The sequence below is a fragment of the Stagnimonas aquatica genome (assembly GCF_003730135.1).
Taxonomy (GTDB): domain Bacteria; phylum Pseudomonadota; class Gammaproteobacteria; order Nevskiales; family Nevskiaceae; genus Stagnimonas; species Stagnimonas aquatica.
In genome coordinates, this window is sequence record NZ_RJVO01000004.1 from 181,291 (window position 1) to 205,602 (window position 24,312).

Sequence of the window (24,312 nt, forward strand, 5' to 3'; positions counted from 1 at the left end):
TAACTTTTCATTTATAAGCTAGAAAAACAGCGTCTTAGCGCGTTTCTGAAATCTATAGACTGCCAAGGGCGCGTTCCCCAGTGATCCTGTGGTCGGTTGAAGTATTACGCGTTCTGGTCTCTTGTAGCAACTCCCCTTGGCCTATCCATCTTCACCCCATCAATCAAATAAGTCTCACCTTGCAATCTCAAATACTCTGCATCAAGACCTGGCATACCATCGGCTGATTTTCCGGCGAGCAGTTGGTTTCCAAACCAAAATAAGCCAAGCAAAAACTTTTCATCAGCCTGATCAAGCCCCATTTTTTCAACCTTTCCCCCAAGAGTATAAATCCTATGCTCTCTGGCTTTTCGGGCTTCTCTTTTTGTTTTTAGCTTAACTCTGGCCTTTTGTTTGGCGAGGATCACTTTTTGTCTTTTTAGTAGTTCCTCATATTTGCTGATCGCTTTTTCAGCCTGTTCTAGTTTTTTGCTCATTTCTCACCTTTTCTCTTGATATTGACTCGTTCTGTCAATTCGTCAAGATATTAAGAGGAGCAAAAAATCACAGTGAGCGGCATAACCAAAAATCAACCCCAAAGCCGAGTCTTAAAAGCACGCTTAGGCAAACTTCGTTTGCGCGTGCAAGGGGCATGGCCCCTTGACCCCATTTGGCTTTGCCAAATAAAGCTCAAACCCTTTGTTTTGCTTGTTGTTGGGGTTGAGGGTGGAGGGTCTAGCTAATGGCAATCTATCGTTGCAGCCTTAGCACCTTCTCCCGAGCCAAGGGACATAGCTCGGTCAAAGCCGCTGCATACCGAGCCAGAACTACCCTTTTGGACACTGTTTCAGGAAAAACATCCAACTACAGTAATCGCGGCGGCTTGGCCGCAAACTTGATGTTTTTTCCCAAAGGGGAAATGCCAGCATGGTGCAAAGACCTTCAAGCCTTTTGGAATGAAGCAGAAAAGGCAGAAACCAGGGTCAACAGCACAGTAGCTCGCGAGTTCTTAATCGCTCTACCTCATGAGATGGATGACCAGCAAAGGCTTGCCCTAACTCAAGAAATCACAAGAAACCTTGTTGACAGGTTTGGCTTTGCGGCAATGGTTTCCATCCACCATCCAGATAAAGACGATAAAAACGAGCACGTCCATATCCTGACCACCACCAGAAAACTAGAAAAAACTGGCTTTACCGCAAAAGTCAGAGAACTGGATATGCGAAGCAAAGCCGTTGAAGAAGTCAGGGAAATGGTTGCAAACACCATTAACAAACATCTGGAAAAAGGAGGCTATGAAGCGAGAGTCGATCACCGCACCCTTGAAGCCCAATTAGAAGAAGCCACAGAAAAGCAAGACATCAAGAAAATCATTGAGCTGGATAGAGAACCTGTCCCCCATGTTTTCCGTGGAAAAAACCAACAAAAATACGAAGAGAAAAGACAGAAAGTTATTGAGAAAAACCAAAAACGCTATGAGAAAAATATCAGACAGTTTTTGGTTGCAACTGCTGAGGACGCCCAGAATAGAAGCAACATCATTCAGCAATTAAAAGCAAAACAAGATAAGACCGAAGAGCAAATAAAAACAGCTATAAAAGCCTATGATTATTTATCTGAACTTGTTCAAACCAAGGGCGCCAGCAAAGCACTTCAATTGGACTTGGCGTTTTTAAGTCCACTTGAAAAATCTATTTTCTTTGATGTCAACTTCAGCCACAACAGACTCCCGCCCGATAAGCTGGAAAAAGTTCAAGTTCTAAAAGAAAGAACATTGAACGAAGCTGAAAAGCTCACAGTCATTCAGCAGGACACCAGCCAGCACTTGAAAACACATAAAGCCGAAGGGCAGAAAGAAGCTGGCCTTTTACACTGGCTTACCCATCAAGCCAAAGAAAATGGCATCAGGTTTGAATTAAAAGATCAAAAACCATTTGTGCCAGAACCTTTTAAGCCCAATGGCGTTTTATCCGGCATAGAAAATCTCATCAGCAAGATGGAACACAGAAAAACCATTGAGCCAATGTTTCAAACTGATTTTGAGCACTGCAACATCCAGCAGGCAAAGCACCAGGCCGCCAGCCTCCCACCATCAGCAAGAGCAATGGTTGGCAACAACTTGATGGCAAGGCTTGCCAGTGCTGCCAGTTCCGTGCGAGCGCTAGAAGGTCAGCTCAGAACCTGCAAACCAGAACAGCGCGCCGAACTACTCGGCCGTATCAGGGAAGCAGACAAGGAGCTACAGGCCGCCAACAGGGCACTTGATGAGGCCAAGAGCAACGCACTGGCCGCAGCAGCTCAAGAAGCAGAGCAGGCCAGACAGATGACCGCCCGCACGTCCTTCATTCCAGAACTAACGCTCAAGCTGGATGCAAAAGATCGTCGCTAGGTGAAGGCCCCACACCTAGCAAAAAACCAAAGGGGCCAGGTTGAGCAATTCAAATCCCCGTTTGTCCCTCGAACCCAGCAGCTTTGCCCACAACCACCACCCAAAAACACCAGCTATCCGTTGGGCTGGTTTTTGGGCGTTGCTTGTGGACAAAGACCCCAGCTAAGATCACTGGGACAAAGAGGTAGGACAACTTTTCTGCTTATTTCTTGTCCACCGGGTTTCCAGAACAGCAATGGAAACAGGATGTTGGATTTTTCAGCCATCAAAGGTCAGAAAATCCCGCCCTGTCCGCCAAGTTTGCGCAGTCCGCAGTACAGAAACCCCGGAGTGATCCGGGGTTTTTTGTGCCTGTCGCTCCCCAAGGCGCGGCTCCGCTGCCAGCGGCTACCAGTCGGCGGGCTCGCCCGCCTGCGCCTGGCGCTAGTCTTAGCCTGCCGCAAAGGAAAAAAACCTCAGGGATTCCGCAGGCCGCCCGCCGGCCGTTTCCGGGAGTAGGGCTCTTGTACCGACTGGCCAGGCTGTTTCAGCGCGCTCCGGCGCCCGGCACCGGCGGGCAGGCCGTGCCCGAGGCCTACTGGAGCCTGTCCGCCGAGCGTCTGATTGCCGATCTCGATAGCGAACCGCAAGGCCTGGCGGACGCGGAGGCGGCGCGGCGTCTGGCGCGCGATGGCGCCAACCGCCTGGTCACCACCCGCCAGGCGACGGCGCTGGGATTGTTTCTGAGCCAGTTTAAAAGCCCGCTGGTTCTGATCCTGATCGCCGCCTCGCTGATCTCGCTGGCGGCGGCGGAGTGGATCGACGCCAGCGTCGTGCTGGTGATCGTGCTCGGCAGCACCCTGCTCGGCTTCACCCAGGAGTACGTCGCCGGCAACATGATCGACAAGCTGCGCTCGAAGGTCACCATCCATTCGAGTGTCCTGCGTGACGGCCAGCCGCAGACCCTGCCGTCGAGCCAGGTGGCGCAGGGCGATGTGCTGCTGCTCTCGGCGGGCAGCCTGATCCCGGCCGATGGCGTGGTGCTGGCGGCGAAGGATCTCTACGTTGACCAGGCGGTGCTCACCGGCGAAACCTTCCCGGTGGAGAAGCAGCCGGGGCCGACGCTCGCGCAGGCGGGTCTCGCCGAGCGTGGCAACTGCGTCTACATGGGCACCAATGTGCGCAGCGGCACCGCGCGGGTGCTGATCGTGCGGACCGGCAAGGCGACGGTGTTCGGCCAGATCGCCGGCAAGCTGGCCCTGCGACCGCCGATGACCGAATTCGAGCGCGGCATCCAGCGCTTCGGCTATCTGCTGACCCGGATCATGCTGACCATGGTGGTGGCGGTGCTCGCCATCAACATCTTCATGGACAAGCCGCCCATCGCCTCGCTGCTGTTCGCGCTGGCGCTGGCGGTCGGGCTGACGCCGGAGCTGCTGCCGGCGATCGTCAGCATCACCCTCTCGCACGGCGCCAAGCGCATGGCCAGGCTGGGAGTGATCGTGCGGCGGCTGAATTCCATCGAGAACCTCGGCAGCATGGATGTGCTGTGCACCGACAAGACCGGCACCCTCACCGCAGGCGTGGTCGAACTCGACGGCGCCTACGACGAACTGGGGCAGGCCAGCCGCGAAGTGCTGCGCCTGGCTGGCGTCAACGCCCGTTTGCAGTCCGGTCTGGTCAATCCACTCGATGCGGCGGTGCGCGCCGCCGCCGATCAGGCCGGCCTGGCGCTCGACGGGCTTGCCCGCATCGACGAGATTCCCTACGACTTCGTGCGCAAATGCCTGTCGGTGGTGGTCGCCGACGCCTCGGGCGCGAGACAGTTGATCGCCAAGGGCGCGCTCGACCGCATCCTGGCCCTGTGTACCCGGGAGGGCGCGCAGGGCCTGCCGCTGGACGCCGGGCGCCGCGCCCGCATCGAGGCGAGCTACGAGCGCTGGAGCGCGCAGGGTTACCGCGTTCTGGGGGTCGCCTGGCGCGCGGTGGATGCACGCGAAGCCGCGTATACCCGCGCCGACGAATGTGAACTCTGCTTTGCCGGCTTCCTGCTGTTTCTCGACCCGCCCAAGCCCGATGCCCGGCAGACGGTCGCCGACCTGGCACGGCGCGGGGTGGGGCTGAAGATCATCACCGGCGACAACCGCAAGGTGGCGCGGCATGTCGCCGAGGCGGTCGGTCTGCCCGAGGCCAGCCTGCTGACCGGGAGCGAACTCGACGCCATGGACAATGCCGCGCTGCTGCACGCGGCGGAACGCACGGCGGTGTTCGCCGAGGTCGATCCCAACCAGAAGGAACGGATCATCCTCGCGCTGCAGAAAAGCGGCCATGTGGTCGGCTACATGGGCGATGGCATCAACGACGCCCTGGCGCTGCACACCGCCGATGTCGGCATCTCGGTGGACACCGCCGTGGATGTCGCCAAGGAGGCCGCCGACTTCGTGCTCCTGAGCAAGGATCTCGGCGTGCTGCGGCAGGGCATCGACGAGGGCCGGACCACCTTCGCCAACACCCTCAAGTACATCCTCGCCACGGTCAGCGCCAACTTCGGCAACATGTTCAGCATGGCGCTGGCCTCGATCTTCCTGCCGTTTCTGCCGCTGCTGGCCTCGCAGATCCTGCTCAACAACTTCCTGTCGGACATCCCGGCCACCACCATCGCCGGCGACCGGGTGGACGCCGAGTGGGTGGCCAGGCCGCGCCGCTGGGACGCGCTGTTCATCCGCGACTACATGGTGCTGTTCGGCCTGCTCAGCTCGGTCTTCGACCTGCTCACCTTCGGCGTGCTGCTCTGGCTGTTCGAGGCCGCGCCGGAGGAGTTCCGCACCGGCTGGTTCATCGAGTCGCTGCTCACCGAGCTGGTGATCGCCCTGGTGGTGCGCACCCGGCGCCGGTTCTACCGCAGCCGGCCCGGAAACTGGCTGCTGGCCAGCACCCTGGCGGTGGTGGCCGTTGCGCTGTGGATCCCTTATTCCCCGCTCAGTCCGATGCTCGGCTTCGTGCCACTGCCGGCCACGCTGCTGCTGGCGGTGATCGCGCTGACGCTGCTGTACGTGCTGGCGGTGGAGCTGGCAAAGACGCTGTTCTACGCGCGTGTCGGCAGCGCCCGCCGACAGTGGCCGGCCTCGCCTGCCGGGGCTTGACTCTGGAGGTGGGTCCAGGGTTTAGGCTGCGCTGGAATCCTCGTTGGAGCAGACATGGACAGGCTCACCATCAGCAGGCTCGCCGAAGCCGGCGGCGTCGGCGTTGACACCGTGCGCTTCTACGAACGCAGCGGGCTGATCCGCAAGCCCGCGCGCAGCGCCGCCGGCTATCGCCTGTACGCGGCCGAGGAGGTCCGCCGGCTGCGCTTCATCCGCCGCGCCAAGGCGCTGGGTTTCTCGCTGGACGACATCACCGAACTGCTGCACCTCAACGACGGCCAGGGCTCGCGCGCCTCGGTGCGCGCGCTGGCGCGGCAGCGGCTGGACGAGATCGAGCGCAAGCTGCGCGCCTTGCAGGCCCTGCAACACAGCTTGCAGACGCTGGTTCAGCACTGCGATGGCCACGGCGGGCTGGCCGGCTGTCCGATCATCGAGGCGGTGCTGGAGCCTGAGCAGCCCATCGCCCAGGCCGACACCCGGAGCGCCGCATGAACCACGATCATTCCGGTAGCCACAAGTCCGGCGAGCACAAGTGCGGCGAGGGCCGCTGCGGCCATCAGCCCGGCAAGCCGCCTGCCGCGCCTGCCGCCCAGCCCACTGCGTCCATCGTTCCGGCTCCGGCTCCGGCGCCTGCGGCGGCCTGCTGCGCCGGGGCCGGGCACTCCGGGCATGGCGACCACCGGCCGCCGACTGTACCGGCCGCAGTGGCTAGCGCCGCTGCCCCGGGCGCCTCGGTCTGGACCTGCCCCATGCACCCCGAGGTGCGCCGCGACCGCCCCGGCGCCTGTCCGCTCTGCGGCATGGCGCTGGAGCTGCTGGCGCCCAGCGCCGAGGCCGAGGACCACGGCGAGCTGGACGACATGCGCCGGCGCTTCTGGATCAGCGCCGCGCTGTGCCTGCCGCTGCTCTGGGCCATGCTCGGCGAGCTGCTGCCGGCGGTGGACCCGATGCGCCTGTTCGGCCATCGCGCCCTCGCCTGGGGGCAACTGCTGCTGGCGACGCCGGTGGTGCTCTGGGCCGGCTGGCCGTTCTTCGTCCGTGGCTGGGACTCGCTGCGCCACCGCAGCCTCAACATGTTCACCCTGATCGCGCTCGGCGCCGGCGCCGCCTGGGCCTATTCGCTGCTGGCGACGGTGTTCCCCGCAGCGCTGCCGGACTCGTTCCGCACGCCGATGGGCAGCGTGCCGCTGTACTTCGAGGCGGCGGCGGTGATCGTCACCCTGGTGCTGCTCGGCCAGGTACTGGAGCTGAAGGCCCGCTCGCAGACCTCGGGCGCGCTGCGCGCCCTGCTCAAGCTGGCGCCGCGCATCGCGCACCGGCTGAAGGACGGCCAGGAGGAGGAAGTCGGCATCGAAGAGGTGCAGGCCGGCGAGCAGTTGCGGGTGCGGCCGGGCGAGAAGATTCCGGTCGATGGCCGGGTGCTGGACGGCGGCAGCCATGTCGACGAGTCGATGCTCACCGGCGAGCCGCTGCCGGTGCGCAAGCAGGCCGGCGATGCGGTCTCGGCCGGCACCGTCAACGGCAGCGGCAGCCTGCTGATGCAGGCCGAGCACGTCGGCGCCGAAACCCTGCTGGCGCAGATCGTCCAGATGGTCGCCCAGGCGCAGCGCAGCCGCGCGCCGATCCAGCGTCTGGCCGACCTGGTCGCCGCCTGGTTCGTGCCGGCGGTGGTGCTGGTGGCCCTGGTCGCCGCCCTGGTCTGGGCGCTGGTCGGACCACCGCCGGCGCTGGCGCATGCGCTGCTGGTGGCGGTCTCGGTGCTGATCATCGCCTGCCCCTGTGCGCTGGGGCTAGCGACGCCGATGTCGATCATGGTCGGCGTCGGCCGTGGCGCCCAGGAGGGCGTGCTGATCAAGGACGCGGCGGCGCTGGAGGCCCTGGAGAAGGTCGATACCCTGGTGGTGGACAAGACCGGCACGCTTACCGAAGGCCGGCCGTCGCTGCGCCAGGTGCTGGCGCTGAAGGGTGACGAGAACGAACTGCTGCGGCTGGCCGCTTCGGCGGAAAGCGCCAGCGAGCATCCGCTGGCGCGCGCGGTGGTCGAGGGCGCCGCCGCGCGTGGCCTGCGCCTGGCGCCGGCCAGCGACTTCGGCTCCGACCCCGGTCGTGGCGCCTGGGCGCGGGTCGAGGGTCGGCAGGTGCAGGTCGGCAACCAGCATCTGGTCGAGGAACTGGGGCTGGATGTCGCCGCGTTCTCGGTCCCGGCCGGGCAGCACCGCGCCGAGGGCTCGACGACGATCTATGTCGTGCTCGACCACCAGCTCGCCGGCCTGCTGGTGGTCGCCGACGCGGTCAAGCCGACCACGCCGGAAGCGGTGCAGGCGCTCAAGGCGCTGGGCATCCGCCTGATCATGCTCACCGGCGACAACGCCGGCACCGCTGCCGCAGTCGCCGCCCGCCTCGGGCTGGACGAGGTGATCGCCGACGTGCTGCCGCAGGACAAGGCGGCGGCGGTGCGCCGCCTGCAAGGCGAGGGGCGGGTGGTGGCGATGGCCGGCGACGGCGTCAACGACGCGCCGGCGCTGGCGCAGGCGACGGTGGGAATCGCCATGGGCACCGGCACCGACGTGGCGATGGAGTCGGCCGGCATCACCCTGGTGAAGGGCGATCTGCGCGGCATCGTCAAGGCGGTGCAGTTGTCGCGCCACACCTTGCGCAACATCCGCCAGAACCTGTTCTTCGCCTTCGTCTACAACGCGCTCGGGGTGCCGGTGGCGGCCGGCGTGCTCTATCCGCTGTCCGGCCTGCTGCTGTCGCCGATGATCGCCAGCGCGGTGATGAGCCTGTCCTCGGTGTCGGTGATCGCCAACGCGCTGCGTTTGCGCAGGCTCAAACTCTAAGGAAACCCTGCATTAGATCGTCATTCCGGCGAAAGCCGGAATCCAGTCCCGGATGGCGTGATGAACTTGCGGGTACTGGATTCCGGCTTTCGCCGGAATGACTGAGCGCTTGGGACTTGCGCGGAACTTCCCTAAGCCGGCAGCGCCGCACTGGCGCTGGCCGGCTTGAGGCTGGGGGGCGGCAGCAGCAGTTCGGCGACGGTCTCGGCGATCAGGTTGTGCACGTCGATGGCGTTGCTGGCGTGGACGATGGTGTTGCAACTGAGCACCCGCGCGGCGCCGGCATGGATCAGATCCTGGTAGGCGCTGCCGGCGAAGATCGGATGCACGCCGATGCAGGTCGGTGCCGGCAGCCCGGCCTGGCGCAGGCGGCCGACGGTTTCGATCATGGTGCCGGCGCTGGCGATGATGTCGTCGATCAGCACCGGCTGGTGCTCGCGGTGCTGCTCCATCTCCGGCAGTCGCAGTGCGACCTGGCGGTCGCCCAGGCGTTCCTTGGTCAACACCAGGTGGGGGCAGCCGGCCTCGCGCGCGATGCGCGACACCCATTGCTCGCTTTCTTCGTCGGGGCCGATCAAGAGGCTGTTCGGCTGATGCTGGCGCAGCCACTGGGCGATGGCCGGTGCCGCTGCGGCGACCCGGGTCGGGATCGCGTAGATGTCGTCGAGGTGGCGGATGCGGTGCAGGTGCGGATCGACCGTGACCAGCCCGTCGAGGAAGGACGACAGCCAGCGCGCGTAGTGCTGCGAGGTCAGGCCTTCGCCTTCCTGAAAGATCTTGTCCTGGCGCAGATAGGCCAGATAGGGCGCCACCAGCAGCACCCGGCGGGCGCCGTGCTCGCGCAGGGTGGCGGCGGCGAGGTAGAGCGGCAGGCTCTTGCCGTTGGGCTGGTCCAGGCCGCAGACCAGGATCGCGGTGCGCCCCCAGACCGCGCTGCCGATCCGCACATAGGTCTCGCCGTCCGGGAACTGGCGCAGGTTCAGGGCGCCGGGCTCGGCGCCCAGGGCGCTGCTCAGGTGGGCGGCCAGCGCCTCCTGTCCGGGCAGCGAAAAGACGATGGGGCTCATTCAGTCCTCCGTGATCTGGATGGTTTCCGGATGCGCTCCGGCGTAGGCGGCGGCATAGGCCAGTTCACCGGGCGACTGCGCGTGCAGCCGGTACAGCGGCTGGCCGCGCTCGACCCGATCCCCGCAATGCACCTGCAACTCGATGCCGGCCGCCGGCGAGGCCGGCGCCCCGGCCAGTTTGGCGATGCGCGCCAGCCGGCGGTTGTCGATGCTCTGCACCCGGCCGTCGCGGCCGGCGGTGAACTCCTGCGTGTGGGCGGCGCGCGGCGGCTCGCGCAGGCCGCCCTGGGCCTGGCAGATCGCCTCGAACTTGCGCCAGGCGCTGCCGTTGCGCAGCAGTTCGCGCGCCTGCGGCAGGCCTTCACCGTGGCCGGCCTTGCCGCCGATCTCCAGCAGTTGCCCGGCGAGCAGCAGCGCGCGCTCGCGCAGGTCGGTGGGTGCCCCGGCCTGGTTCTGCAGGACCGCCAGCAGATCCCAGGCCTCCAGCGCCGGGCCGATGCCACGACCGACCGGCTGGCTGCCGTCGGTGCGCGTCACCCGCACGTTCAGTCCCAGCGCCTCGCCGACGCCGTGCAGGCGTCGGGCCAGCGTATCGGCGGCGTGGGCGCTGCGGACCTTGGCGGTGGGGCCGACCGGCATGTCGATCAGCAGGTGGTTGGAGCCGGCGGCGAGCTTCTTGGAAATGATCGAAGCCGCCAACTGCCCCTCGCTGTCGAAGTCCAAGGGCCGTTCGACGCGGATCAAGAGGTCGTCGGCGGGCGACAGGCCCATGGCCCCACCCCAGACCACGCAGCCGCCTTCACGCTCCACCACCTGGCGCATGCGCGGCAATTCCAGATCGACCGGGGCCAGCATCGCCATGGTGTCGGCGGTGCCGGAAGGCGAGGTGATCGCCCTCGACGAGGTCTTGGGAATGGTCAGGCCGGCGGCGGCGGCGATCGCCACGACGATGGGGGTGGTGCGATTGCCGGGCAGGCCACCGACGCAGTGCTTGTCCACCACCACGGCGGACGGCCAGTGCAGACGCTGGCCGGCATCGACCATCGCCTCGGTGAGCGCGATGGTTTCGTCCAGCGACAGCGCGCTGCCGGCGCAGGCGGTGACGAAGGCCGCCATCTCCAGCTCCGAGTAGCGGCCGGCGGTGATGTCGGCGATCACCATTTGCAGGCCGCTGCGCGAGTAGGAGTGGCCATAGACCTTGCCGCGCACCTGCGAGAACGACTCCAGCGGCTCCGGGTGCGAGAGCTGGGCCGGGTCGCCGTCGGCGCCGCCCAGCGCCCGCCAGGCTGCCTCCGACAGGCCGACCCGATCCGGCGCCAGCAGCGGCGGATCGACGATGTTGAGGGTGGCGATCACCGCGCGGTCGCCGAGGCCGACGCGAATCCGCGAATGGGCGTCGAAGCCCTGCGCGCGACAGACGGGGCTGTCGCTGCGCAGATAGGCCACTGGCTCCTGATAGGTGTTGATGCCCATGCGCTGGATGCGCAGGCTGGGCAGCGCGCTGCCGCTCACCGGCGTTTGCGCGGGGCGAGCTCCGCGTGTTCCTGGTAGTCCGGCACCAGGCAGTCCCAGTGCAACTGCTCCTCGATGCGCTGGCGCAGCGCGTCGGCGGCGGCCGGCTCGCCGTGGGTGATGAAGGTGCGCAGCGGCGGCTGCTTGCAGGGCTTGAGCCAGTCGAGCATCTCCGCGTAGTCGGCGTGGGCGGACAGGTTGCTCAGGCTCACCACCTCGGCGCGCACCGCCACGTACTGGCCGTGGATCTTGATGCTCTCCGCGCCGTCGCGCAGCGCCGCGCCACGGGTGCCGCCGGCCTGGAAGCCGGCCAGCACGATGGTGTTGCGGGGATCGCCGGCGAAGGCCTTGAGGTGGTGGATCACCCGGCCGCCGGTGGCCATGCCGCTGCCGGCGATGATCAGCATCGGGCCGTGGCGCTCGTTCAGTGCCTTGGATTCCTCCACCGTGTTGACGTAGTGGGCGGCGTGGCACATGGCGTTGCAGTCCTCGACGCTGAGTCGGTGTTCGCGGCGGAAGCGACGGTAGGCGGCGGTGACATCCACCGCCATCGGGCTGTTCAGGTACACCGGCAGGCTGGCGGGAATCTGGCCCTCGGTTTTCAGGCGATGGACCGCCCACAGCAGTCCCTGCGCGCGGCCGACCGCGAACGAGGGCACGATCACCACGCCACCACGGGCGGCGGTGCGGCGGATCACCTCGCCGAACTCCTGCAGAGGGTCGGTATCCTCATGGCGACGGTTGCCATAGGTGGATTCCACCACCAGGTAGTCGGTCTCCGGCAAGGGTGCCGGTGCGCGCAGGATCGGGTCCTGCGGACGGCCGAGGTCGCCGCTGAACAGCAGCCGGGTCTTGCCGTCGGTGAACTGCACCATCGCCGCGCCGAGGATGTGCCCGGCGGGCAGAAAACGGGCGCGCAGCCCCTGGGCGGGCTCGAACTCGCGCTCAAAGGGCATGGGCTCCAGTCGTTCCAGCGCCTGGAAGGCATCGGCCTCGGTGTACAGCGGCAGCGCCGGCGCGTGCTTGGACCAGCGGTGGCGGTTGGCATTTTCCGCCTCTTCCTCCTGCAGGCGGCCGCTGTCGGGCAGCAGGATGCGGCAGAGGGCCTGCGTTGCCTCGGTGCAGTAGATCGGGCCCTGGTAGCCCTTCTTCACCAGCAGCGGCACGTAGCCGCTGTGATCGAGGTGGGCGTGGGTGAGCACCACCGCGTCGAGCTGGGCGAGGTCGAACGGCGGTGGCCCCCAGTTGCGCAGGCGCAGTTGCTTGTAGCCCTGGAACAGGCCGCAATCCACCAGCACCTGGGCGCGACCGCTGCGCAGCAGGTACTTGGAGCCGGTGACCGTGCCGGTGGCCCCGTAAAAGCCCAGATTCATCATGGCCGTAGCCGGGACGGATGCGGGCACGATGGGGCGTGGGCGGGCATGGGGCTGCTCCTGGCGATGCGGCTGGCGAGTGAGCGGCATGCTGCGGCGCCGGCACCGGGCCGGCATTGACCTGGGTCAAGCCCGGTTGCAGTCCCTGAGCCAGGTCGCCAGCACGCCGGCCAGCAGGGGCAGGGGCAGGGCGTCGATGGGATGCGCCCGGCCGGCGAAGGTGAAGGCATGGCTACCCGGGATCAGCCGGTGCAGGTCCAGCAGCTCCTGCCAGGGCAGCAACTGGTCGGCGTGCGCCGACATCAGCAGGCTGGGCACCCGGATGGCGCGGAAATCCTCCTCGCCGAGAGCGGGCTGCTCGCCCAGACGGCGGTAGAGCGCAGCCAGCCGGGTGGCCAGCGCCTGCCAGTCCTGGCCCGGATGCAGGCTGGCCTGGATCGCCGGTTGCGGGCTGCCGGGCGCGCTGATGCGCTCGACGCTGGACAGGTGGGTGAAGTGCGAGACCGTCTCGGCGTCGTAGCGCACCTTGGTCGCCAGGGTGCAGATGCCAGCCAGCCGCTGCGGGTGATGGCGCGCCAGCCACAGCGCGATGTAGCCGCCGAAGCTGTAGCCGAACAGCAGCGCCCTTTCCAGGCCGCGCTGGTCCATCTGCCGCAGTACATCGCTGGCCAGTGCCTCGACCGTGAACTGATCCGGAATGGCGCGGCCGCCGTGCCCGAGCAGGTTGAGCGCCTCGACCGCACCCGCCGGGCGCAGCGCGTCCACCAGCGGTTGCAGCGCCGAGGCGGCGCCGCGCGAGCCGTGCAGGATCAGCAGGGGCGCGGCCACGGCTGTTCAGCCGACGTGGACGAAGGCCAGCTTGTTGCCGTCGAGATCACGCCAGTAGCCGGCGTAGAAGTTGGCGCTGCGGGCGCCGGCCGGACCTTCGTCGCTGCCGCCCAGCGCCAGCGCCTTCTGGTAGAGCCGGTCGACCTCGGCCTTGTCCTTGCAGGTCAGCGCGATCATGGTGCCGTTGCCGGCGGTGGCGGGCTTGCCGTCGTAGGGCAGCGCGATGCCGAGCAGGGGTTTGCCGGGCTGCACGCCCCAGAGCACGAAGCGCTCGCTGTCCATGTAGCGCTGGGCGCCGATCTCGCCGAGCAGGGCGTCGTAGAAGGCCTTGGCGCGGGGCAGGTCGCGGGTGCCGAGGGTGGCGTAGCTGATCATGAGGGTTCTCCGGTTGCGGGGGGCTGCGGCTCAGGCCGCGTAGTTCTGGTTGAGGTAACGCAGAATCTGGCGCGACTCGTACATTGCCGTGCCGGTATTGGGGTCGATCAGGTAGGGCACTTGCACCTGGCCGGTGTGCTCGGCCAGCCAGCGGCGGTTGCGGCTGGTGCCCTTCTCGCCCTTGAACAGGCGGTCGCGGAAGCTCGGCGGGCCGATATCCTTCCAGGCGGCCTTGCCGGTATTGCGCAGCAGGTAGGGCAGCTCCAGCTCGCACAGCCGCGCCCGCACCGGTTTCGAGAACGGGCTGGCCTCGAAGCTGTACAGCTCCAGCGGCTGCGCCGGTGCCTTGGAGGCGGTTGCCCTGAGTCCGGCGATCCCGCCCTGCGGCCGCCATTGAGTTGCCGAGGCCAGGAAGGAGCTGGCCACCGCCAGCGGCCGCAGCGGACCGTGGCCGCGCAGCCGGCGGCCGTAGGTCTTGCCCAGGTAGTCGATGATGTCGGCGCTTTCGTAGAGCCGGGTGCCGGTGTTGTCATCGACCAGCAGCGGAAACTGTTGCTTGCCGCCCAGCTGCTCGGCTTCCGGCCGGAAGCGCGTGCCTCCCACCGGGCAAGGCAGGATCAACACGTCAAGGTCCAACTCGGTGAGCACCTCGCGCACCAGTCGGCAGTAGGGGCTGGCCTCGATGTCGTAGAGCTTGAGCAACTGCGCCGGCTGCCGCCGCGCCGGCGCCAGAGCCATGGCCCCGCGCCAGCCGCGCAGGCTGGCGGCCAGCAGGTTGAGGTAGACGTCGGTCTTCAGGCTCATGGCGGTGGCGGCTACTGTGCTGGAGGTGCCGCGCTTGATTGGTCGTCGAGACCGTAGTCGATGTAAACCGGTTCGTCTGGGAGTTTCTGGTCTTTCAGATAAGCCCAGGCCAGGCGATTGATCTCGCTGCTGACATCGGCGTAGCTGTGTCCCTGTCCCTCGATGACCGTGCTGCTGACCGCGACTCTTTGCTTGCGCAGGGCCTGTTCCATGCTGCGCTGGGCCTCCCTGGTATACAGCGCGTCGGCCTCGCCGATGATCAGCTTCACCGGCAGCTTCTTGCGCCGCAGCAGTTGCAGCGCGGCCTGGTCGGATTCCTGCTTCCACAGCGCCGCATAACTGGCGATTCCGGCGAAGTACTCGGATTCCACCAGGCCCAGGGTCAGGGCATAGAGGCCACCGGCGGAGTACCCGAACAGATAGATGCGCCGAGAATCCACCGGATGCTGGGCCCTCACGGCGTCGATGACAGTGTTGATGAAGCCGGGACCATCGTCCTGCAGATTCCACTTGCGCGGTTCCAGGGAGTCCGGCCCCAGCACCAAAAAGCCCTGTTCATTGGCCAGATCGCACCAGGCAGCAACCAGATCGGCGCCGCGCTGGTTGGAGCCGTGCAGAACTACCACCAGTGGCGACGGTTGGTTCGCGGCCTCCAGCTTTGGGGGCACGTAGAGCGCGTAGTTGCGCTCGCTGGACGCCGGCTTCGGTGTCGCCTCGGCGGAGGCCGAGGTCGCAGTCTCCGGGGGCGCTCCCGGCGAGGTCGAACTGGCACTGGCCAGTGGTGGTGCCAGGGTGCTGGTCAGCGCCAGCACAAGTAACTGCAGGGAGCGGCGGAGATGGTTCATGCGCTGCCTTTCTGGTTGTCCAGCCATACGCCCAGGCCCTGGGCATTGAGTTCGAGATCGGTGGCGAGCAGGGCGTCGACTTGCGCCACTGGCATCCGGTGGCCGCGCGCGGCGAGATCGGCCAGCAGGTCGGCGCGCAGCGCGGCCTTGATCGCCTGATGGCGGTCGGGTGCCTGCGCCAGGCCGCGCGCCAGCGCGACGTAGCGGATGATCCCGGCGCGCAGGCGCTCGGCCAGCAGCAACACCTGGTCTACCTCACCGTAGTGGGTCAGGTACATGCGTCGCGGCGCGTAGCTGAGGTAGCGATCCAGGGTCTGATACCAGGCCTCGGGCTCGAACTGCACCGGCGTGGTGGTGGGGATCAGCCAGGGTCCGGCGGCGTCGTCGAAGTCGCGGTAGGACAGGCCGAAGGTATCGCCGGTGAAAAAGCCGCGGCTCTCGGCATCCCAGACGCTGAAGTGATGGCGGGCGTGGCCGGGCGAGTCGATGAATTGCAGCTCGCCATTGCCAAAGGGCAGCGACTCGCCATCGCCGGGCGCGATCACGCGCTCGGTGGGCGCGGCCACGATCTCGCCGTACATCGCCGCCATCGCCTCTGCGCCGTAGACGGCGGTGGCGCCGGCGATCAGCTTCGAGGGGTCGATCAGATGCCGGGCACCGCGCGGATGCACGACCAGCTTGGCCTGCGGCAGCTGGCTGAGCAGCAGGCCGGCGCCGCCAGCGTGGTCGAGGTGCACGTGGGTGACGATGACATAGCGAACCCGCTCGCGGGCCAGGCCACGGGCGTCGAGTTCGGCGAGCAGTCGCGGCACGCCGGGCGAGGTCCCGGCTTCGACGAAGGCGAGATCGTCGCCGCGCTCCAGCAGGTAGCAGCAGGCCATGCCGGGCCGCTCCTGCAAGGTGTCGAGGCAGGTGATGCCGTGGCCGAGGTCCTGGGCGGGGAAAGGCGTCATGTCCATGGCGGGTGTCCTGTTCAGTCGTCGTCGGCTTCCGGGCGCCAGGGCTGGCCGGCCAGCTCGCAGAGCGGCTTCGACAGGCGCTCGGGATGCTGCGGCGCCAGATGCTGGCCGTAGAAGGCGAGCAGCTTGGCGAAGTCGGCCGGGTAGTCGCCGCTCGGGTACAGCGGCGGGCCGAAGGTGACGACCTTGCGCCGATAGTCGGCCGCCGCCGGCAGCACCGGAACCCCGGCGCCCTGGGCGATGAAGTAGTAGCCGCGCTTCCAGTCCGGCGCCGCGTGGCGGGTGCCCTCCGGCGCGATCAGCAGCAGCAGCGCCGGCTTGCTGTTGAAGGCATCGACACTCTGCTCGATCACGCCCTTGGGACTCTTGCGGTTGATCGGGATGGCGCCGAACCAGCGCAGCAGCGGCCCCATCGGGCCCTTGAAGGCGCTGTCCTTGATCATGGTGCCGGCGTCCAGGCCAAGCGCCATGAGGGTGCCGAGGCCGATCACCCCGTCCATGTTGGAGGTGTGCGGGGCGCCGATCAGGACCATCTTCGGCAGGTCGGGAATCTCGCCTTCGAGGCGCCAGCCGAGCAGGCGCAACACCAGGCGGGCAAGGCCGCGAGAGAACGCGTTGCCGCGTCGTGGAACCTGCGAGCCGATGTGCAGGTTCATGGGGACAGTCTCATGAGTTGGAAGTCGGGCGGTGGCCGGGAATGAGCCGCGCGTATTGTGCGCGAAGCCAGCGGCCCGCTTTTCTGCTAGGGGCGTCGGCGCGCTAGGGCCTGTCACCAATTAGAACATTGCTGCGGCGGAAGGCGGTTTTGGGGCAGTGCAAGGAAGCAAGAGTGCGCAATAGCGGGCCTATTGAAACTCTTGCTGACGCTGCAATGCCCCAAAACCGTCCCGCCCCGAAGGGTTGCTGGCCAAAAGCGCGTCATGCCACGTTGCCCGCCTAGCGAAGGCTCCAGCCTTCGCGTCGGCCGGCGCCTTGCCTGACGCGCTTTTGACCGGCAACGCAGCGACGTTCTAATTGGTGACAGGCCCTAGCTCGGGGTGGACAGCTTCAGGCCGACGATGCCGACCAGGATCAGCCCCAGGCTCACGAGCCGCCCGGCATTGGCCGGTTCACCCAGCCAGACGATGCCGACGATGGCGGTGCCGACCGCGCCGATGCCGACCCAGACCGCGTAACCGGTGCCCACCGGCAGGCTCTTCAGGGCCAGGCTCAGCAGCCCGAAGCTGGCGGCCATCGCCGCCAGCGTCCAGAGGCTGGGCCAGAGGCGGCTGAAGCCCTCGGTGTGCTTCAGGCCCAGGGCCCAGACGATTTCCAGCAGTCCCGCCAGTACCAGCAGTGCCCAGGCCATGCGCGCCGTCTCCGTTTGCGATGGCCGGAGACTACCGGTTCGACGCCGCTCAGTCGCGCTTGGGCGGGTTGATCTCTTTCCACAGGCCGGCGTTCTTGATGCCCAGGGCATCGGGGTCGAACACCGGGTCCTTGCCGGCCTTCTTCTGCGCCTCGTAGTCCTTCAGCGCCAGCAGCGCCGGCTTCTGCAGGATCAGGATCGCGACGATGTTCAGCCAGGCCATCAGGCCGACGCCGATGTCGCCCAGCGCCCAGGCGGTGCTGGCGCTGCGCAGCGTGCCGTAGACCACCGCCGCCAGGATGCCCAGACGCAGCGCCAGGATCATCCACGGCCGGTGCACCTTGCGGTTGATGTAGGCGATGTTGGTTTCCGCCATGTAGTAGTAGGCGACGATGGTGGTGAAGGCGAAGAACAGGATCGCCAGCGCCACGAAACCCGGCCCCTGGCCGGCCATCACCGTGCTCACCGCGTGCTGCGCGAAACCGGGGCCGGGCTCGATGCCGGGCAGGGCTTCCACCAGCAGGCCGCCGTGCGGATTGATGACGTTGTACTTGCCGGTGGCGAGGATCATGAAGGCGGTCGCCGAGCAGACCATCAGCGTGTCCACGTAGATCGAGAAGGCCTGCACATAGCCCTGCTTGGCCGGGTGGCTGACCTCGGCGGCCGCCGCCGGGTGCGGGCCGGTGCCCTGGCCGGCCTCGTTGGAATAGATGCCGCGCTTCACGCCCCATTCCACCGCCAGGCCGAGCACCGCGCCGAACGCCGCCTCGAAGCCGAAGGCGCTGCGGAACACCAGCGCGATGACTTCCGGCACCTTGGCGGCGTTGACGATCAGGATCGCCAGCGCCACCAGGATGTAGGCGAGCGCCATGAACGGCACCACCAGTTCCGCGAAGCCGGCGATGCGGCGCAGGCCGCCGAAGATGATGAAGCCCAGCACCAGGCCGATGCCGGTGGCGGTGGCCAGCGGCGGCACGCCCCAGGCGGCCTGCATGCTGGCGGCGATGCCATTGGCCTGCACGCCCGGCAGCAGCAGGCCGGTGGCGAACACGGTGGCCACCGCGAAGATCCAGGCGTACCACTTCTGGCCCATGGCCTTTTCGATGTAGTAGGCCGGGCCGCCACGGTATTGGTCCTGCTCGTCCTTCTCCTTGTAAATCTGCGCCAGCGTCGATTCGATGTAGGCGGTGGAGGCGCCGAGAAAGGCGACCATCCACATCCAGAACACCGCGCCGGGACCGCCGTAGGCGATGGCGGTGGCGACACCGGCGATGTTGCCGATGCCGACGCGGCCGGACAGCGACATCGCCAGCGCCTGGAACGAGGACACGCCCGAGGCTGAAGCGCTGCCGCGCAACATCAGCCGCAGCATCTCGGCGAAGCCGCGCACCTGCATGAAGCGGGTGCGGATCGAGAAGTACAGACCGGTGCCCAGGCAGAGCGCGATCAGCGCCTTGCTCCAGATCAGGTCGTTGACGGCATTGACGAGGGCATCCACGGGGTTGGGGCTCCGGTTCTAGCTAGGGCGGGTCGCGGCCGAGAGTATGGACGCGGGCCTGGGACTAGCAAGAACCGGGGCGAAACCCGGCCTGATCGGGAGCGCGGGCGAAAATTACCAGCGCTGTTCGCCCCGGCGCCGTCGCGCTGTTGCCGCGCAAGCTCAGGGCAGCGGACGCAGGAACACCTGCTGGGTGGGGTCACGCTGTAGGCGCTGGCCGTTGCGGCTGCTGGCGAACAGCAGTTCGCCGCCGCTGGTCGCCGCCCAGGTGTTGTTGCCCGGCCCGGTGAGCAGCGTGCCGCCGCTCCAGCCCTGGCCGGGATCGAACACGGCGGTCATGGTCTTCCAGCGCCAGTCGGCCGAGCGGTTGTCGGTCCACACCGCGCGCACCCGGCCATCGGCGTCGAGGCCCAGACGCGGGTACTGGCTGAAGGCCTGCTCCTCGCCGCCGAGCAGGGTCTCGCCGGTGAGGAAGCTGGTGCCGCCATCGCTGGAGCGCGCATGGCGGATCGAGAGATTGGCGCCAGCGGCGTCGAGCGCCTTGCTGTCCCAGACGCAGATCAGGCTGCCGTCGCCGGCGTAGGCCAGCGCCGCGTGGCGGTCGGCGCGGTCGTCGGCGCCGAGGCTGGCGGCCTCGCTCCAGTCGCCATCTGCGTCGCGAGTGTGGATGCGGATCTGCCAGTTATCGACATCGCTGCTGTCGCCGCTGAGCGTCTGGCCGGTCCACAGCGGGTCGGCGTCGCTGCGATTGTCGTGGTAGGCCAGGGCGATCCGGCCATCGGCGCGCACCGCCAGCGTCGGCCACACCGAGGCCGGGTAGATGGCGCTGCGGCTGTCGAAGAGGTTGGCGGCCTGGAAGCTCTTGCCGATGCGGCTGACGTTCACCGGCTCGGCATCCAGCCCCAGGACCTGCGCGAACACGTCCATCGGCTCGGCGGCGCGGATCTCCTGCCAGGCCAGGACCGGCTTGCCGTCGGGGCGTAGCGCGATCACCGGCCGCTCGGCGCGACCCGCGAAGCTGCGGATCACCTGCTCCGCCTGCCAGCTCAGTCCGCCGTCGCTGGAATGGCGCAGATAGACCGCAGGCCGGCGCGGCACCTGGCCGGCGCGCTCGTCCTGCCAGACCACCCAGACCTCCTCGCCTAACGCGGTGATGCGCGGAAAGCGCGCGCTGCGGCTTTCGGGGGCGAGATCGAAGGCCGGGCCGGCGCGGCCGTCGGCGGCGACGCGGCGGTACATCACCTTGGTGCTGCCTTCCTCGTGCACTTCCGCGACCAGATGGCGCAGGCCCTCGCTCACCGCGAGATCGGGGAAGCCGGCAAAGCGGCCGAGGCTGCCGAACAGGCGGCGGCCGCCGTCGTCGCCAGCGATTTCGGTCGGGATCGCTTCCGCCGGCTGCGGGCTGGCGAGGCTGGGGCCGATGAAGATCGGCGCGGTGATCGCCTGCCGGGCATCGACCAGGCGCACCGGGTTGAAGATGCTGGCGATGTCATTGGTGTTGAGGCTGTCGAAGCCCAGGCCGCGCGCTTCGGCGTAGTACCAGCTCTGTCCATCCTCGGCCTGAATGTCGATCTCGTGGATCTGTTCGAGCTGGAACGGCGTGTAGCTGGCCACCACCGCGCCGGCGTTCTTGCCCGGATTGCGGTAGAGCGTGACGGTGCTGCCGATGGCGTTCTGGATCCGCAGACGCAGCTTGCCGGCGCTGCCGGAGGCCGCCACCAACTCGTCGCCGGCCATTGCCTCGTAGACGCCGTCGCCATCGAGATCGGCTTCCAGACTTAAGCTCGGGAACAGCCCATTGTTGCCGCCGTTGAGGTAGACCCGACCGCGTTGCAGGCCCTGCAGGATGGCGCGCTCGCTGGCCTCGCCGGCGAAGGCCTGGGTGGCCGGCTGACCGGGGCCGGCGAGCAGCCAGAGTTCGCGGAAGTGATTGTCGGAGCCGCCGACGCCGCTGAAGCGGTAGCCGGCGTTCCACAGGCCCTCGGCGTACTTGAGTTCGGCCTCGATGCCGCTGCCACGGTTCCAGATTTCGATGACGTCGGCGCCGATGGCATTGGCGCGCTCGTTGGGCGTGCCGTCGTCATTGAGATGGCCGTCGTCCGGGTGGTTGTGGCTCCACACCGCGCCCTGGCTGTGGGCGTCCCAGATCGAGGTTTGCAGCACTGCCCAGCCCGGCCGGCCGGGATAGTTCGCGCCCTGCACCACCCAGTCCACCGCGCCGATGGGATTGGCGTGCGGGCTGCCATTGGCCTCCTCGCCGGGAATCAGCAGCAACTGGTCGCTGGTCCACAGCGGGTCGTAGTGCTGGTCGTAGGTGCGATGGTCGGTGATCGGCATCCAGTCCAGCCCGGCGCGGGCGCCCTGACCGATCTGGTCGCTGACGCTGACGTTGCCGGCGCCGCGGCCATCGAGCAACTGGCGCGGCAGCGAGCCGTCGGCGGAGTGGTCGGTGTGTACGTGCATGTCGCCGGCCAGCCAGCCGCCCTGCGGCGCGGCAGTGGGCAGGGTGGTGAAGCGGGCGCCGACATTGCGGGCGGCGTTCATGCTGAGGCGGCAGTCGGTGCTGCCGCTGCAATCGCCGCTCCAGCCGGCGAACTGCCAGCCAGCGGCGGCTTCGGCGCTCAGGGCGACTTCGCTGTCGGTGGCGAAGCTGGCTTCGCAGTGCGTGCCGCAGTCGATGCCAGGCAGATCGCTGCTGACCGAGCCCTGGCCCTCGCGGCCGAGTTTGAGAACCTGCGCGCTGTTATTGCTGAAGCGGGCGCTGACCGCAGTGTCGGCGTGCAGCACCAGGGTGCACAACGGCTTGCTGCCGGCGCAGGCGCCGCCCCAGCCGAGAAAGCTCTGGCCGGACTCCGGGCTGGCGGTGAGGCTGACCACCGCGCCATCGGCATAGCTCTCGCTGCAATCGCTGCCGCAGACGATGCCGGCGGGCGCGGAGACCACCTGTCCCTGGCCCTCGACGCCAACCGTCAAGGCACGGCGGCTGGGCTCGCCACCCGGGTCCGGCTGGCCGCTGTCACCGCTGGGCGAGTTGCTACAGGCAGCCAGCAGCAGGGCAAGGGCGAGGGCGAGCAGATGGCGCATGAAGTCGTCTCCGGCGGGGCTGATCAATCCGTCATGGTAGGCCGCTTTGGTCACGATTCGATGACGGTCGCCGGCTTGTGGCGGCGCCGGGTCCGCTAGAATCCGCGCGCTTTCCATCCGGACCCCGCCATGCGCCTCTCCCGCTTCCCGCTCGCCACCACCAAGGAAATGCCTGCCGACGCGCAGGTGATCAGCCACCAGTTGATGCAGCGCGCGGGCTACATCCGCAAGCTCGGCGCCGGCCTCTACACCTGGATGCCGATCGGCCTCAAGGTGCTGCAGAAGATCGAGGGCATCGTCCGTGAGGAGATGAACCGCGCCGGCGCGCTGGAGACCCTGATGCCGGCGATCCACCCCGCCGAGCTGTGGCAGGAATCCGGCCGCTGGGAAATCATGGGCGCCGAGATGCTGCGCCTGAAGGACCGCCACGGCGCCGAGTTCTGCTACGGGCCGACGCACGAGGAAGTGATCGTCCACACCGCCCGCCAGGACATCCGCAGCTACAAGCAGCTGCCGATCAACTACTACCAGATCCAGACCAAGTTCCGTGACGAGCGCCGGCCGCGCTTCGGGGTGATGCGCGCGCGCGAGTTCATCATGAAGGACGCCTACAGCTTCCACATGACGCACGAGGACTTGGCGCGCGAGTACGACAACATGCGCCAGGCCTACATCCGCATCTTCACCCGCCTGGGCGTGGACTTTAGGCCCGTGCAGGCCGACAGCGGCAACATCGGTGGCTCGGCCTCGGAGGAGTTCCACATCCTCGCCGGCGCTGGTGAAGACCTGCTGGCGGTGGCCGAGGGCGGCAGCTACGCCGCCAACATCGAGGCCGCTGCGACCCTGCCGCAGCCGGCGCCGGCCGCGCCGTCGGCGACGCTGAGCAAGGTCAGCACCCCGGGTCAGAAGACCTGCGAGCAGGTGTCCAAATTCCTGAGCGTGCCGCTGACCGGCAAGGTGAAGCTCCTGGTGGTCAAGGGCGCCGAGGGCGGTCTGGTCGCCATTGCGCTGCGTGGCGATCACCAGCTCAACGAGGTGAAGGCCGGCAAGCATCCGCTAGTCGCCAGCCCGCTGACGCTCGCCGACCCGGCCGAGGTACAGCGCTTGTTCGGCGCCGAGGTCGGCTATCTCGGCCCGGTGGGTTGCCCGGTGCCGGTGATCGCCGACCACGCGGCGGCGGCGGTAGCGGACTTCGTCTGCGGCGCCAACGAGAACGACCACCACCTCAGCGGCGCTAACTGGGGCCGCGATTGCAGCTATGTCGAGCAGGCCGACCTGCGCAATGTCGTCGAGGGCGATCCCTCGCCGGACGGCGTCGGCACCATCAAGTTCTACCGTGGCATCGAGGGCGGCCACATCTTCCAGCTCGGCCGCAAGTACACCGAGGCGATGCGCTTCAGCGTGCTCAACGAGGCGGGTGAGGCGGTGACGCCCTACATGGGCTGCTACGGCATCGGCGTTTCGCGCCTGGCGGCGGCGGTGATCGAGCAGAAGCACGATGCCAACGGCATCATCTGGCCGGACGCGGTGGCGCCGTTCCGCGTGCTGATCTGCCCGATTGGCAGCGACCGTTCACCGGCAGTCAAGGATGCCGCCGAGGCGCTGTACGCCGCGCTCCAGGCCAAGGGCATCGACGTTGCCCTCGATGATCGCGGCCAGCGGCCGGGTTCGATGTTCGCCGACGCCGACCTGATCGGCATCCCGCACCGCATCGTCATTGGCGACAAGGGCCTGGCGACGCAGCAGTACGAGTACAAGCAGCGCGCGGCCGCAGCGGCGGAGATGATCCCGGCGACGGTCGAGGCGGTGCTCGCCAAGCTGGCCTAGTCCAGGCTCACCACCAGGTGCTGATTCCCTTCCCCGCAAGGCGGGGGAGGGCCGGGGTGGGGGCGTTCGCGTCTGGCGAGACGCTCCCCGTGAGTAAGCCTCAGCGACTCAGCAGCGCGTCGATCTTCGCCGCGCAGATGAAATCGTTCTCGGTGAGACCGTTGGCGGTGTGCGTCCACCAGCTCATCTGCACGGTCTTGTAGCCGAAGCTGATGTCCGGGTGATGGTCTTCGCGGTGCGCGACGTAGACCGCCGCGTTCACGAAGGCGGTGGTGTGGTAGTAGTTCTTGAACTGAAAGGTCGCCACCAGCTTCCGGCCCTCGTCGGCGAACTCCCATTCGCTGCGCAGCTCCTTCTTCAGCGCCTCGGCTTCGGCGGCCGGCAGCGGCGGGGTCTTGCCCTCGCAGGGGATGCAGCGCTTTTCGGCGAGTTTGCTGGTCATGGGTGGCTCCAAGAGTTCGG

Annotated in this window: 19 protein-coding genes; 5 read left to right on the forward strand and 14 right to left on the reverse strand. The window is 67.0% G+C overall.

Annotated features, from left to right (window positions below; all coding sequences use genetic code 11):
* Window positions 1-104 precede the first annotated feature (104 nt).
* On the reverse strand, window positions 105-476 hold the full coding sequence (gene traD, locus ED208_RS10400) for a conjugal transfer protein TraD (RefSeq protein ID WP_123211830.1): 372 nt from the start codon (window positions 474-476) through the stop codon (window positions 105-107).
* A gap of 245 nt (window positions 477-721) precedes the next feature.
* Here traD and ED208_RS10405 point away from each other — a divergent pair, with 245 nt between their 5' ends.
* From ED208_RS10405 to ED208_RS10420, 4 genes are all read left to right on the forward strand, one after another.
* A complete protein-coding gene (locus ED208_RS10405) occupies window positions 722-2,368 on the forward strand; it encodes a MobA/MobL family protein (RefSeq protein WP_123211831.1) in 1,647 nt (548 codons plus the stop codon).
* Window positions 2,369-2,871: 503 nt separating this feature from the next.
* Window positions 2,872-5,490 (forward strand): magnesium-translocating P-type ATPase, encoded by a 2,619-nt coding sequence (gene mgtA / locus ED208_RS10410; protein WP_199720590.1) that lies wholly within the window; start codon window positions 2,872-2,874, stop codon window positions 5,488-5,490.
* Window positions 5,491-5,544: 54 nt separating this feature from the next.
* A complete protein-coding gene (locus tag ED208_RS10415; RefSeq protein ID WP_123211833.1) occupies window positions 5,545-5,982 on the forward strand; it encodes a MerR family DNA-binding protein in 438 nt (145 codons plus the stop codon).
* Window positions 5,979-8,330 carry a copper-transporting P-type ATPase gene (locus ED208_RS10420; RefSeq protein WP_123211834.1) on the forward strand — a complete coding sequence of 784 codons (2,352 nt, stop codon included), beginning with the start codon at window positions 5,979-5,981 and terminating at the stop codon, window positions 8,328-8,330. The genes ED208_RS10415 and ED208_RS10420 overlap by 4 nt, the downstream gene beginning before the upstream one ends.
* A 131-nt stretch (window positions 8,331-8,461) precedes the next feature.
* Here the strand turns inward: ED208_RS10420 and ED208_RS10425 are convergent, their stop codons facing one another.
* From ED208_RS10425 to ED208_RS10480, 12 genes are all read right to left on the reverse strand, one after another.
* Window positions 8,462-9,397, reverse strand: coding sequence for a ribose-phosphate pyrophosphokinase (locus ED208_RS10425; RefSeq protein ID WP_123211835.1), 936 nt, complete (start codon window positions 9,395-9,397; stop codon window positions 8,462-8,464).
* Window positions 9,398-10,909, reverse strand: a complete 1,512-nt coding sequence (locus ED208_RS10430) for a thymidine phosphorylase family protein (protein WP_233575008.1) — start codon at window positions 10,907-10,909, stop codon at window positions 9,398-9,400.
* Window positions 10,906-12,282: an MBL fold metallo-hydrolase RNA specificity domain-containing protein gene (locus ED208_RS10435; protein WP_123212017.1), complete on the reverse strand. Its 1,377-nt coding sequence runs from the start codon at window positions 12,280-12,282 to the stop codon at window positions 10,906-10,908. Before ED208_RS10435 ends, ED208_RS10430 begins: the two co-directional genes overlap by 4 nt.
* 126 nt (window positions 12,283-12,408) lie before the next feature.
* A complete protein-coding gene (locus ED208_RS10440) occupies window positions 12,409-13,110 on the reverse strand; it encodes an alpha/beta fold hydrolase (protein ID WP_123211836.1) in 702 nt (233 codons plus the stop codon).
* A gap of 6 nt (window positions 13,111-13,116) precedes the next feature.
* Window positions 13,117-13,485, reverse strand: coding sequence for a VOC family protein (locus ED208_RS10445; RefSeq protein WP_123211837.1), 369 nt, complete (start codon window positions 13,483-13,485; stop codon window positions 13,117-13,119).
* Between the two features lie 30 nt (window positions 13,486-13,515).
* Window positions 13,516-14,289, reverse strand: coding sequence for a glutathione S-transferase N-terminal domain-containing protein (locus ED208_RS10450; protein ID WP_123211838.1), 774 nt, complete (start codon window positions 14,287-14,289; stop codon window positions 13,516-13,518).
* Window positions 14,290-14,300: 11 nt separating this feature from the next.
* A complete protein-coding gene (locus ED208_RS10455; protein ID WP_158608511.1) occupies window positions 14,301-15,134 on the reverse strand; it encodes a CE1 family esterase in 834 nt (277 codons plus the stop codon).
* Window positions 15,131-16,093, reverse strand: a complete 963-nt coding sequence (locus tag ED208_RS10460; protein ID WP_199720591.1) for an MBL fold metallo-hydrolase — start codon at window positions 16,091-16,093, stop codon at window positions 15,131-15,133. The genes ED208_RS10455 and ED208_RS10460 overlap by 4 nt, the downstream gene beginning before the upstream one ends.
* 14 nt (window positions 16,094-16,107) lie before the next feature.
* Window positions 16,108-16,749, reverse strand: coding sequence for a lysophospholipid acyltransferase family protein (locus ED208_RS10465; RefSeq protein ID WP_123211840.1), 642 nt, complete (start codon window positions 16,747-16,749; stop codon window positions 16,108-16,110).
* 371 nt (window positions 16,750-17,120) lie between these two features.
* Window positions 17,121-17,441, reverse strand: a complete 321-nt coding sequence (sugE, locus tag ED208_RS10470; RefSeq protein ID WP_123211841.1) for a quaternary ammonium compound efflux SMR transporter SugE — start codon at window positions 17,439-17,441, stop codon at window positions 17,121-17,123.
* 49 nt (window positions 17,442-17,490) lie between these two features.
* Complete coding sequence (locus ED208_RS10475) at window positions 17,491-18,939, reverse strand: alanine/glycine:cation symporter family protein (protein WP_123211842.1); 1,449 nt, start codon at window positions 18,937-18,939, stop codon at window positions 17,491-17,493.
* Window positions 18,940-19,101: 162 nt separating this feature from the next.
* On the reverse strand, window positions 19,102-22,023 hold the full coding sequence (locus ED208_RS10480) for a CehA/McbA family metallohydrolase (protein WP_123211843.1): 2,922 nt from the start codon (window positions 22,021-22,023) through the stop codon (window positions 19,102-19,104).
* A gap of 129 nt (window positions 22,024-22,152) precedes the next feature.
* On the opposite strand from ED208_RS10480, the gene ED208_RS10485 reads away from it, so the two are divergent.
* On the forward strand, window positions 22,153-23,850 hold the full coding sequence (locus ED208_RS10485) for a proline--tRNA ligase (protein WP_123211844.1): 1,698 nt from the start codon (window positions 22,153-22,155) through the stop codon (window positions 23,848-23,850).
* Between the two features lie 100 nt (window positions 23,851-23,950).
* Here the strand turns inward: ED208_RS10485 and ED208_RS10490 are convergent, their stop codons facing one another.
* A complete protein-coding gene (locus tag ED208_RS10490) occupies window positions 23,951-24,292 on the reverse strand; it encodes a 4a-hydroxytetrahydrobiopterin dehydratase (RefSeq protein ID WP_123211845.1) in 342 nt (113 codons plus the stop codon).
* Between the last annotated feature and the right edge of the window lie 20 nt (window positions 24,293-24,312).